The sequence below is a fragment of the Methylosinus sp. DMC45 genome (genome assembly GCF_056313885.1).
Genome location: NZ_JBQUZK010000056.1, coordinates 24,147 through 36,081, shown reverse-complemented (window position 1 = coordinate 36,081; position 11,935 = coordinate 24,147). Strand labels below are relative to the sequence as shown.

At 65.0% G+C, this 11,935-nt stretch carries 11 protein-coding genes; 7 read left to right on the top strand and 4 right to left on the bottom strand.

Features of this window, described 5'->3' with window-relative positions; translation table 11 throughout:
* Window positions 1-44: 44 nt before the first annotated feature.
* From lgt to ACT53T_RS19260, 6 genes are all read left to right on the top strand, one after another.
* Window positions 45-866 (top strand): prolipoprotein diacylglyceryl transferase, encoded by an 822-nt coding sequence (gene lgt, locus ACT53T_RS19285; RefSeq protein ID WP_400769728.1) that lies wholly within the window; start codon window positions 45-47, stop codon window positions 864-866.
* The gene (locus ACT53T_RS19280; protein ID WP_476162475.1) at window positions 863-1,945 is read left to right on the top strand and encodes a class I SAM-dependent methyltransferase; all 1,083 of its coding nucleotides are present in this window, start codon (window positions 863-865) and stop codon (window positions 1,943-1,945) included. The genes lgt and ACT53T_RS19280 overlap by 4 nt, the downstream gene beginning before the upstream one ends.
* A complete protein-coding gene (gene pgeF / locus ACT53T_RS19275) occupies window positions 1,942-2,730 on the top strand; it encodes a peptidoglycan editing factor PgeF (protein ID WP_476162474.1) in 789 nt (262 codons plus the stop codon). Before ACT53T_RS19280 ends, pgeF begins: the two co-directional genes overlap by 4 nt.
* A gap of 60 nt (window positions 2,731-2,790) precedes the next feature.
* Window positions 2,791-3,090, top strand: a complete 300-nt coding sequence (locus tag ACT53T_RS19270) for a BrnT family toxin (protein WP_476162473.1) — start codon at window positions 2,791-2,793, stop codon at window positions 3,088-3,090.
* A 58-nt stretch (window positions 3,091-3,148) separates the two neighbouring features.
* A complete protein-coding gene (locus ACT53T_RS19265) occupies window positions 3,149-3,331 on the top strand; it encodes a BrnA antitoxin family protein (RefSeq protein WP_400769724.1) in 183 nt (60 codons plus the stop codon).
* A 155-nt stretch (window positions 3,332-3,486) separates the two neighbouring features.
* Entirely contained in the window at window positions 3,487-4,230 is a 744-nt protein-coding gene (locus tag ACT53T_RS19260) for a hypothetical protein (protein WP_476162472.1), read from the top strand.
* Between the two features lie 19 nt (window positions 4,231-4,249).
* Here ACT53T_RS19260 and carA read toward each other — a convergent pair whose 3' ends face one another.
* The gene (gene carA, locus ACT53T_RS19255; RefSeq protein ID WP_476162471.1) at window positions 4,250-5,440 is read right to left on the bottom strand and encodes a glutamine-hydrolyzing carbamoyl-phosphate synthase small subunit; all 1,191 of its coding nucleotides are present in this window, start codon (window positions 5,438-5,440) and stop codon (window positions 4,250-4,252) included.
* 135 nt (window positions 5,441-5,575) lie between these two features.
* Between carA and ACT53T_RS19250 the strand changes: the two genes are divergently transcribed.
* Complete coding sequence (locus ACT53T_RS19250) at window positions 5,576-6,025, top strand: GatB/YqeY domain-containing protein (protein ID WP_024881032.1); 450 nt, start codon at window positions 5,576-5,578, stop codon at window positions 6,023-6,025.
* 227 nt (window positions 6,026-6,252) lie between these two features.
* Here ACT53T_RS19250 and metH read toward each other — a convergent pair whose 3' ends face one another.
* From metH to ACT53T_RS19235, 3 genes are read right to left on the bottom strand one after another with little or no spacing between them, the layout of a single operon-like run.
* Complete coding sequence (gene metH, locus ACT53T_RS19245) at window positions 6,253-9,975, bottom strand: methionine synthase (protein WP_476162470.1); 3,723 nt, start codon at window positions 9,973-9,975, stop codon at window positions 6,253-6,255.
* Complete coding sequence (gene metF / locus ACT53T_RS19240; protein WP_400770312.1) at window positions 9,972-10,868, bottom strand: methylenetetrahydrofolate reductase [NAD(P)H]; 897 nt, start codon at window positions 10,866-10,868, stop codon at window positions 9,972-9,974. The genes metH and metF overlap by 4 nt, the downstream gene beginning before the upstream one ends.
* Window positions 10,868-11,881: an ArsR/SmtB family transcription factor gene (locus ACT53T_RS19235; RefSeq protein ID WP_018266659.1), complete on the bottom strand. Its 1,014-nt coding sequence runs from the start codon at window positions 11,879-11,881 to the stop codon at window positions 10,868-10,870. Before ACT53T_RS19235 ends, metF begins: the two co-directional genes overlap by 1 nt.
* Window positions 11,882-11,935 lie beyond the last annotated feature (54 nt).

Here is an 11,935-nt window from a genome sequence, read left to right as displayed (position 1 = left end):
TCGCGCGCTAAGCTCGCGGCCATTCGCTGCAACCACGAGTCGTCATGCCAATCCTCGCGCTTCCCTTTCCGATGATCGATCCGGTTCTGGTCGAGCTCGGACCGCTGCCCATACGCTGGTATGCGCTCGCCTATATCGCCGGGCTCGCGCTCGGCTGGCTCTATGCGCGCCGGCTCGTCTCGCGCGAGCATTTATGGGGAAAGGTCGCGCATCCGTCGCGCGAGAGCCTCGACGATCTGCTCGTCTATGTCGCGCTCGGCGTCATCATCGGCGGGCGGCTCGGCCATGTGCTCTTCTATGAGCGCGCCTTCTATTTCGCGCATCCCGAAGAGATCGTGAAAACCTGGAAAGGCGGCATGGCTTTTCACGGCGGGCTGATCGGTGCGATCGTGGCCATGACGCTGTTCGCATGGCGCGAGAAGATTCTCGCGCTCACCGTCGCCGATATTTGCGCGACCGTCGCGCCGATCGGCATTTTCTTCGGCCGCCTCGCCAATTTCATCAAGCCGGAAATGTGGGGCCGCGAGAGCGATGTTCCTTGGGCCATGGTGTTTCCCGGCGCCGGCGATGCGCCGCGCCATCCGAGCCAGCTCTATGAGGCCGGGCTCGAGGGCGTCGCGCTCTATATTCTGCTCGCCATCGCGGCGCAGCGGGGCGCGTTGAAGCGGCCGGGCCTCGCCACCGGACTCTTCGGCCTGGGCTATGGCGCGGCGCGCATCGTCAGCGAATTCTTTCGCGAGCCCGATCCGCTGTCGGAGGCTTTGGACAATGGCCTCACAATGGGCATGGCGCTTTCGGCGCCGATGATGCTGATCGGCGCCGCGCTCATCATCTATGCGCTGCGCCCGCAGAGAGTCGCCGCATGAGCGCCTTGCGTGAAGAAATCCTCGAGCTCATCGCGCAGGAGGGGCCGATCACGCTCGAGCGTTACATGACGCTCGCGCTGTCGCATCCCAGCAAAGGCTATTACACGACGCGCGATCCTTTCGGTGCCGGCGGCGATTTCATCACCGCGCCGGAGATCAGCCAAATGTTCGGCGAGCTCATCGGCCTGTTCGCGCAAGAGGCGTGGCGCGCCGCGCGCTCGCCTGCGCCGCTGCGGCTCGTCGAGCTCGGTCCGGGCCGTGGCACGCTGATGGCGGATGCGCTGCGCGTCGCGCGCATCGCGCCGGATTTTCTCGCGGCTCTGGACGTGCATCTCGTCGAGACGAGCCCTGTGCTCGAGGCGCGGCAGCGGCAGACGCTCGCCAATGCGCCGGCGCAAGTCTCCTGGAGCGCGGATGTCGCGCGCATTCCCGATGGGCCGGCGATCATTATCGCCAATGAGTTTTTCGACGCGCTGCCGGTGCGCCATTTCGTGCAGACGGAGCGCGGCTGGAGCGAGCGGCTCGTCGGCATGGACGAGAATGACGCGCTCGCGTTCGGCGTCGGCGAAAGCGTCGAGGCCGATCTCACCGTCGCCGCGCCGGAAGGCTCGATCATCGAGATCGGCGCGATCGGCGCGCGCATCATGCGCGATATCGCCGCGCGTCTCGTCGCGCAGGGCGGAGTGCTGCTCGTCGTCGACTATGGCTATACGCAGACGGCGCTGGGCGAGACATTGCAGGCCGTGTCGCGCCACGCCTATGTCGATCCGCTGGAGGCGCCGGGCGAGGCCGATCTCACCACACATGTCGATTTCGCCGCGCTGGCGCGCGCCGCGACGGCGGCCGGCGCGAAAGTGCAAGGGCTGGTGACGCAGGGCGCCTTTCTGCGACAGCTCGGCGTCGTCGAGCGCGCCGAAGCTTTGAAGAAACGCGCAACATCAGAGCAGCGCGCCGAGATCGACATTGCGCTGGCGCGTCTCATCGGCGCTGGCGATCCCAAGCGCGACATGGGCGAATTGTTCAAGGTCATCGCCGTGACGCATCCCGACATGCCGCTTCTGCCAGGGTTTTTCCAATGACCGAGACAATGGAGGCGCTGGACGCGCTCGGCGCCGGCAATCTCGCTCTGCCAGGCGTTCGCCACGCTTTCTTCACGCGCGCCGGCGGCGTGTCGGAGGGCGTCTACGCTTCGCTCAATGGCGGAGTCGGCTCCAATGACGAGGCCGCGCGCGTCGCCGAGAATCGCGCGCGCATGGCGCGGCGGCTCGGCGCGGAGGCGCATCGTCTGCTCGTGCCCTATCAGATTCATTCGCGCGACGCGCTCTTTGTCGCGGAGCCTTGGGCGGAGACGGAGCGGCCGCGCTGCGACGGCCTCGTCACCAATGTCGAAGGGCTGGCGCTCGGCGTCACCGGCGCCGATTGCGGCATGCTGCTCTTCGCCGACGCAAGCGCCGGCGTCATCGGCGCCTGCCATGCGGGATGGAAGGGCGCGCTGACCGGCATGATCGAGGCGACGATCGCTCTGATGGAGACGCGCGGCGCGCATCGCGCCGATATCCATGTCGCGCTCGGTCCGGCGATCGGCCGCGAGAGCTACGAGGTGGGCGCGGAATTCGTCGAGCGTTTCCTCGCCGAGGATGCGGGCTTTACGCGCTTCTTCACGCCTTCGATGCGCGATGGGCATTCCATGTTCGATCTGCCGGCTTTCATCACGCGGCGCGTCGAGGCGGCGAATGTCGCTTCTTTCGAGAATTTGCGCATCGACACTTATGCGGACGAGGCCCGCTGTTTCAGCTATCGCCGCAGCGTGCATCGCAAGGAGCCGGATTATGGGCGGCTGGTGTCGGCGATCGCGATCGGGTGAGGGGCGGCTTGACCGCAACGATACCGAGTGCTTGCATGTCAGCACGTTTTGTGTACACAATTGAGCGTCACCGACATGGAATTCGAGTGGGACGAGTCCAAACGTCAGTCGAATCTTCGAAAGCATGGCGTAGATTTTCTGGACGCCGCCGCGATGTTCGCGAATGACACGTTTGAAATTCTGGACGATCGTGAAGATTACGGCGAGGAACGCTGGATAGCGATCGGACATGTCGATGGCGCCGTCTATCGAGTGGTCTACACGATGCGTGTCGATACGATCCGCATCATCAGCGCGCAGAAGGCCGATCGCCGTGACAGAGAACGCTTCTATCAAGAAATTCTCTCTCGCAGAGATTGAGTCTGCGCGGGCGAAGGGCCTGTCGCGGACGAGGGCCGACGCCCCGGAGGCCGGTGAATTGGGCGAGGAGTTTTGGGCGCGCGCGACGCGCGTTCACTCGCGCGAGCGCAAAGCGTCGGTGCATTTGCGCATCGACGCCGATGTGCTCGACTGGTTCAAGGCGCAGGGCGCCGGCCATCTGACCCGCATGAACGCCGTTTTGCGCGCTTATTACGAGGCGATGTCGCGCAAGCAGAAGTGAAGCGCGAGAGCCTTATTCGTTTCCTTGGGAAGATTTGGAAAATAGGCTCGGTCATGTCGATTTGGGCGAAGCTGATCGGACGCATTTTTCCGGCCCGGGCGGCGGCCTCGTCCGAAGCGATTTTCTCGAAGCGGAATGCTACGGCGCTCGCGCTCTTGTCGAGGGAGTCAAACAAGCAATTCGTACGAGAATCGCTGCGGCGGCTCGAGGCGGCGGGCCTGCGGATACGCCCCGATCTCGATCGAGAGCTGATCGTCACTCGGTTCATGACGAGTTTCGCCGACTTCTACGACGGCGACAAATTCGCGAATTATATTTCCGGCGCGGCGAGAGACGGAACCAACGCGTTCGACCTTCTGATGCTGTGGTCTCTGGCCGGCGAAGCAGCTGCATTCGATGGCTTAGACGATATAGGCGAGATATTGCCGCGCCTATCGAGCTTGGACGACGAGCAGCTGAGCGATCTACTCGAAGCGCATAGCTTTTCGATTTTCGAAAACGCTATGGAGATTTGCATCGTCGACGAGCACGCGCCCGGAGAATATTTGCCGCAGCATGTGGGCGAGCTCGAATCCTTGGCGTGCGGCGATTTCGTCATTCAGTCGGTGACGGAGTCGCATCTACAGGATCAGCTCATCGGCCATGTCGTTCTGGCGGACGGACATTCCGGCATTATCGAAATCAGCGACGAGAAACGGCCCGATCTCACGCCTTTCTTCGAAGCCATGAGCGCTCTCGTCGCGCATTTGCGCAAGGGCCGCTTCGTGGTCGCGCTGCCGGACAATGGGGAAGCTCTCATTGCGGTCTATTTGCGTCCGCATGAGGAGCCCGCCTTTCGCGACTGGGCCGAACGGCAATATTGCGCGGGCGGCCCGTTCCCCGTCGATTGGTTCGCGTGAGTCAGGCTCGGCGCGCGGCTCACGCCCGCGCCTTCTCCATCATATCCACAAAGCGCGCGAAGAGATAATGGCTGTCCTGCGGGCCGGGGGAGGCCTCGGGGTGGTGCTGCACGGAGAAGGCCGGGCGGTCGGCCAGCGCAATGCCGCAATTGGAGCCGTCGAACAGCGAGCGATGCGTCTCGGCGACATTGGCCGGCAGGCTGTCGCGATCCACGGCGAAGCCGTGATTCATCGAGACGATCTCCACCTTGCCGGTGGTGAAATCCTTCACCGGATGATTGGCGCCATGATGGCCCTGCGGCATTTTCTTGGTCTTCGCGCCGACGGCGAGCGCCATCATCTGATGGCCGAGGCATATGCCGAAGGTGGGAACCTTCGCCGCCAATAGCTCGCGAATGGTCGGCACGGCGTATTTGCCGGTCTCGGCCGGATCGCCCGGCCCGTTGGAGAGAAACACGCCATCGGGCGAGAGCGCGAGAATATCCTTGGCGCTGGTCGTGGCCGGCACCACGATCACCTCGCAGCCGGCCTCCGCCAGCAGCCGCAGAATATTGCGCTTCACGCCATAATCCACGGCGACGACGCGGAACTTCTTCCCGTCGCGCTTGCCATAGCCCGTGGCCTGCCGCCAGACGGTCTCGTCCCACTCATAGCGCGCGGGCGCGGTGACGGAGGGCACGAGGTCCATTCCGTCTATGCCCGGCCAGGCGGCGGCCTCGGCGCGCAGCGCGGCGAGGTCGAACACGCCATCCGGCGCGAAGGCGATGACGGCGTTCTGCATGCCCTTCTCGCGGATCAGCGCCGTCAGCGCGCGCGTGTCTATGCCGCAGAGGCCGATGATCCCGCGGGCGGCGAGCCATTCGCCGAGCGGCCGCAGCGCGCGATAATTGGACGGATCGCTCGACGGCGCCGCGACGATCACGCCGCGCGCGCCTGCGCGGTTCTCGAGATCGACGGTCTCGACATCCTCGTCATTGACGCCGACATTGCCGATATGGGGGAAGGTGAAGGTGACGATCTGCCCGGCGTAGGAAGGATCGGTGAGGATTTCCTGATAGCCGGTCATGGCGGTGTTGAAGCAGACCTCGCCGACGGCCGAGCCGACGGCGCCGAAGCCGAACCCGAAAATCGCCTCGCCGCTGGCGAGAACCAGAACCCCCGTGTGGACCGGAACGGTCCAACCCGTCGCTTCGTCTTGATCCGGGCTCATCCGCGCTCTATGCCTCACCCTCATCCGCCGGCGCGCCGCCATCGGGCGCCCGCCATCCCTCGAAAAATCTAGATTGCCGCGATCCCTTCGGATCGCAAGCACGTCTAGAACATTTCACTGCGAAGTGGAAATACAATGCGCGAACGTTTCACGGCCGACCTCAAGGCGGCGATGAAGAGCGGCGAAAAGCAGAAGGTCGAGACGATCCGCATGATCACCGCGGGGCTCAAGGATCGCGACATAGAGGCGCGCGCCACGGGCAAGACGCTGGGCGACGACGATATTCTCGCTCTGCTGCAGAAAATGGTGAAGAGCCGCCAGGAATCGGTGGAAATCTACGAGAAGGGCGGCCGCCCGGAGCTGGCCGAGAAGGAGCGCGCCGAGATCGCCGTGATCACGGAATATCTGCCCCAGCAGCTCGGCGAGGCCGAGGTCGCCGAGGCGATAAAGGCCGCCATCGCCGAGACCGGCGCCGCCTCGATCAAGGATATGGGCAAGGTCGTCGCCGCGCTCAAGGCGAAATACACGGGCCGCATCGATTTCGGCAAGGCGAGCGCCGCGGTGAAGGCGGCGCTCGGCGGCTGAGGGCGCGGCCTTCCTTCTCCCGCGGGCGGGAGAAGGCGGCCCTCGCGTCAGCGAGGGTCGGATGAGGGCCGGCCGTCTGCGTGGAATGACCGAACGGTGATGACGAGGGGCCGCGAGAGGTCGAGGGGCCCTCATCCGACCTCGCAATAGCCCGTCTCTCGAGACGGGCGTCCTTATGGACGCCCTATGGCGAGGCCACCTTCTCCCGCAAGCGGGAGAAGGAAGACTCACTCCGCCGGCTCGGCCACGCGCGTCTCATAGTTGAGCACGGGGGCGAGCCAGCGCTCGATCTCGGCCACGGAGACGCCCTTGCGCGCGGCGTAATCCTCCACCTGATCGCGCTCCACTTTGGCGACGCCGAAATAATGCGCCTGCGGATGCGCGAAATAGAGGCCGCTGACCGATGAGGCCGGCGTCATGGCGAAGCTCTCCGTCAGCGTGACGCCGGTGCGCTTCGTCGCCTCCAGCAGATCGAAGAGCGTCGCCTTCTCCGTATGGTCGGGCTGCGCCGGATAGCCCGGCGCCGGGCGAATGCCGCGATAATCCTCGCCGATCAGCTGCTCCGGCGTCAGCGTCTCATCCGCCGCATAGGCCCAGAACTCGCGGCGCACGCGCGCATGCATGCGCTCGGCGAAGGCCTCGGCGAGACGATCGGCCAGCGCCTTCACCATGATCGCCCCATAATCGTCATTGGCGCGGGCGAAGCGCTCGGAAATCTTCGCCTCCTGCGCGCCGGCGGTGACGACGAAGGCGCCGATGTAATCCGCCTTGCCGGAGCCCTCCGGCGCGACGAAATCGGCGAGCGCGACATTGGGCTTGCCGTCGCGACGCGTGAGCTGCTGGCGCAGCGTGTGCAGCGTCGCTTGTCTTTCGACGCGGCCCTCGCCCGTATAGAGCGCGATATCGTCGCCCACGGCGTTGGCGGGCCAGAAGCCGATGACGGCCTTGGGATTGAACCAGCGCTCTTCCACGATGCGCGTCAGCATCGCCTGCGCATCCTCGAGCAATTGCCGCGCCGCCGGCCCGCGCTCGGGATCGTCGAGCAGAGCGGGATAGCGGCCCTTGAATTCCCATGTCTGGAAGAAGGGCGTCCAATCGATATAGGGAACCAGCTCCGCCACGTCATAGGAAGCGAAGACGCGCGCGCCGAGGAATGTCGGCTTGGGCGGCGCATAGGCGGCCCAATCGATCTTCAGCGCATTGGCGCGGGCGGAAGCGAGCGAGACGCGCTGCTTGTCGGCCTGCGCGCGCGCATGAGCGTCGGCGACCTTCTCATATTCCTCACGCGTCTTGGCGACATAGTCCGCGCGAGACGATTGCGACATCAGCGCTTGCGCGACGCCCACGGCGCGCGAGGCGTCGGTCACATAGACCGCCTGGCCCTTGGTGTAATTGGGGCTGATCTTCACCGCCGTATGCACGCGGCTCGTCGTGGCGCCGCCGATGAGCAGCGGCGCGTCGAATCCTTCGCGTTCCAGCTCGGAGGCGACGAAGCACATTTCGTCGAGCGAGGGCGTGATGAGGCCGGAGAGGCCGATGATATCGACATTCTCGGCCTTCGCCGTCTCGAGAATCTTGGCGGTCGGAACCATCACGCCGAGATCGATGATCTCGAAATTATTGCAGCCGAGCACGACGCCGACGATATTCTTGCCGATGTCGTGGACGTCGCCCTTGACGGTCGCGAGAAGAATCTTGCCGGCCGAGGAGCGGCTCTCCTTATTCGCCTCCATGTAAGGCAGGAGATGCGCGACGGCCTGCTTCATCACGCGCGCCGATTTCACCACTTGCGGCAGGAACATTTTGCCCTGGCCGAAGAGATCGCCGACGACATTCATGCCGGCCATCAGCGGACCTTCGATCACATCGAGCGGGCGCGTGCTCGAGAGACGCGCCTCTTCCACATCCTGCTCGATATAATCGGCGACGCCATTGACCAGCGCATATTCCAAACGCTTCTCGACGCTCGCTTCGCGCCAAGCGGCGTCCTTCTCCGCCGCCTTCGCGCCTGCGCCTTTGAAGCGCTCGGCCATCTCGACGAGACGCTCTGTCGCATCGGGGCGGCGGTTCAGCACCACATCCTCGCAGGCCTCGCGCAGCTCGGGGTCGATCTTCTCATAGACGGCGAGCTGGCCGGCGTTGACGATGCCCATATCCATCCCCGCCGCAATGGCGTGATAGAGGAAGACGGAGTGCATCGCCTCGCGCACCGGCTCATTGCCGCGGAAGGAGAAGGACAGATTGGACACGCCGCCCGACACATGGGCGTGCGGCAGCGTCGTCTTGATCGCGCGCGCGGCGTCGATGAAGTCGACGCCGTAATTGCAGTGCTCGTCGATGCCGGTCGCGACCGCGAAAATATTGGGATCGAAGATGATGTCCTGCGGCGCGAAACCCACTTCCTGTGTGAGAATCTTATAGGCGCGGCCGGAGATTTCCACCTTGCGCGCGAAAGTGTCGGCCTGTCCCGCCTCGTCGAAGGCCATGACGACGACGGCGGCGCCATAGCGCTTCACCTTGGTCGCCGCCTCGATGAATTTCTCCTCGCCTTCCTTCAGCGAGATGGAGTTGACGACGCCCTTGCCTTGCAGACATTGCAGGCCGGCCTCGATCACCTCGAATTTCGACGAATCCACCATCACCGGCACGCGGGCGATGTCCGGCTCGGCGGCGAGGAGATTCAAGAATTCGACCATCGCCTTTTTCGAGTCGAGCAGACCTTCGTCCATATTGACGTCGATGACCTGCGCGCCATTGGCGACCTGATCGCGCGCCACATCCAGCGCCGCGGCGTAATCGCCGGCGGTGATGAGCTTGCGGAACTTCGCCGAGCCGGTGACATTGGTGCGCTCGCCGACATTGACGAAGGGAATGTCCTTGGTCAGCGTGAAAGGCTCGAGGCCGGCGAGGCGCAGCAGCGGCGCGATCGTCGGAACAGCGCGCGGCGCGACGCCTTTCACGGCGCCGGCGATGGCGGCGATATGCGGCGGCGTCGTGCCGCAGCAGCCGCCGACGACATTGACGAGGCCGGATTTGGCGAATTCGCCGACCAGCTCGGCCATATATTCCGGGCTCTCGTCATAGAGGCCGAATTCATTGGGCAGGCCGGCGTTGGGGAAGGCGCAGATGCGCGTGTCGGCGATGCGCGAGACTTCCGCGATATGCTGGCGCATCTCGCGCGCGCCGAGCGCGCAATTGAAGCCGATGGAGAAAGGCTTCGCGTGCGCAATCGAGTTCCAGAAGGCGGCGGCCGTCTGGCCGGAGAGAGTGCGGCCGGAGAGATCGGTGATGGTGCCGGAGATCATCACCGGAAAGCGCGTGCCGACTTTCTCGAAAGCATCCTCCACCGCATAGATCGCCGCTTTGGCGTTCAGCGTGTCGAAGATCGTTTCGATCAGGAGAATATCGGCGCCGCCCTCCAGCAGGCCGAGCGCCTCCTCGAGATAGGCGGCGCGCAGATCGTCGAAAGTGACGGCGCGAAAGCCGGGATTGGAGACGTCCGGCGAGATGGAGGCGGTGCGATTGGTCGGCCCCATGGAGCCGGCGACGAAGCGCGGCACGCCGGTCTCGCGCGCCACCTCGTCGGCCGCCGCGCGGGCGAGGCGCGCGCCTTCGTAATTGAGCTCATAGACGATATGCTCGAGCCCGTAATCGGCCTGCGCGATAGAGGTGCAGGAGAAAGTATTGGTCTCGATAATGTCGGCGCCGGCCTCGAGATAGGCGCGATGAATCGCCTTGATCGCCGCCGGCTGCGTCAGCGTCAGCAGATCATTGTCGCCGCGCAAATCCTTCGCATGATCCTTGAAACGATCGCCGCGGAAATCGTCCTCGGTGAATTTGTGGCGCTGGATCATCGTGCCCATGGCGCCGTCGAGCACCAGAATGCGCTCGCTCGCCGCCTTCTCCAGCGCCGCCTGAATCTTCGGTCCGTGGGTCTTGTCGAAACTCATGCTGCGGCTTTCTCGGTGACGGGGCGCACGCCCAGAAGATGACAGATCGCGAAGACGAGATCGGCGCGATTATTGGTGTAGAAGTGGAATTCTCTCACGCCGTTCTCGGCGAGGCCCAGCACCTGCTCGGCGGCGACCGCTGCGGCGATGAGACGGCGCGTGACGGGATCGTCGTCCAATCCCTCGAAGCGATGCGCGAGCCAATCGGGCACGCTCGCGCCCGCCTTGCGCGCGAAATTCGCCGTCTGCTTGAAGTTCTGCACCGGCATGATGCCGGGCACGATCGGGATCGTGATTCCCCGCGCGCGCGCCTTGTCGAGAAAGCGAAAATAGATGTCGTTCTCGAAGAAGAACTGCGTGATGGCGCGCGTCGCGCCGGCGTCGATCTTGGCCTCGAGCGCATCGAGATCGTCGTCGATCGTGCGGCTCTCGGGGTGGCCTTCGGGATAGGTGGAGACGGAAATCTCGAAATCGCCGATGGCGCGAATGCCGCGCACCAGCTCGGTGGAGCTGCGATAGCCCTCTGGATGCGGCTCGAATCGCGTGCCGACGCCGGTCGGCGGATCGCCGCGCAGCGCGACGATATGGCGGACGCCGGCGTTCCAATAGTCGCGCACGATCTCGTCGATCTCCGCGCGCGCGGCGGAGACACAGGTGAGATGCGCGGCGGGCAGTATGTCGGTCTCGGCGGCGAGGCGCGCGACGATGTTATGCGTGCGCTCGCGCGTGGAGCCGCCGGCGCCGTAAGTGACGGAGACGAATTTGGGCTTCAAAGGCGCGAGCCGCGCGATCGACTCCCACAGCTGCGCCTCCATCTCCGGCGTCTTCGGCGGGAAGAATTCGTAAGAAATATCGAAATGGCCCGGAGGCCACAGGCTGCGATTGTCGGACATCATGCGGTCTCGAAGCTGGCTTTGGGCAAAGGATCGGCGATGACGCGAGGATCGCGCGCCAGCCACAGGGATACGGTGAGCTTCGCGCCGTCGTCGGCGGAAGGCGCGAGATCGCGATGGCGCAGAATCTCCAGCCCGGCCTGCTCCAGCAGCGTCGTGACCTCCTGCTGCGAGAAGCCGAGGCGGCGATGCGCATGCTCGTCGCGCAAGGTCTCCTCGCGATGCGGCGCGAAATCGACGACCAGCAGACGGCCGCCGGGCGCGAGCGTGCGCGCGGCCTCGCGCAGCGCGCGGCCGGGATCGTCGAGATAGTGCAGAACCTGATGCACGATGACCAGATCGCAGCTGTTTCGCTCGATCGGCAGCGCATACATGTCGCCCTGGCGCAGCTGCACATTGCGCGCGCCGGCTTTTTCCAGCCGTCCGCGCGCGACGCCGAGCATTGCGGAGGAGAGATCGACGCCTATGGCCTGCTCCGCCTGCGGGGCGAACAATTCCAGCATGCGGCCGGCGCCGGCGCCGAGATCGAGCAGGCGGCGCAGCGGCGCTTCGCCCACCGCCTCGCGCATGGCGGCCTCCACCTGCGCCTCCGGCACATGCAGCGAGCGTATGGCGTCCCATTCGGGCGCATGCTCGGCGAAATAGCGGGCGGCGGCGTCGGCGCGGGCCTGCCGCACCTCGGCGAGGCGGGCGCGGTCGCCGGCGACGCGCGGGTCCAGCGGATCGAGCCAGGAGACGACGCTGCGGGCGATCTCGCCGGGCGCGTCGGCGGAGGCGAGGCGGAAGAATGCCCAGGCCCCTTCGCGGCGGCGCTCCACCAGGCCGGCCTCCACCAGCAGCTTCAAATGGCGGGACACGCGCGGCTGCGACTGGCCGAGAATGGCCACGGCCTCGCTAACCGTCAGTTCCGTCTCGGCCAGCAGGCCGAGCAGGCGCAGACGCGTCTCCTCGCCCGCCGCATTGAGCGCGGCGAGCGCGGGTTCGAGAAGAAGAGGTCGCCTCACATCGGTCATTTGGCGTCGGCCATGGGCTTCGCTGATTAGATATAAAGATATCTATATGCGTCG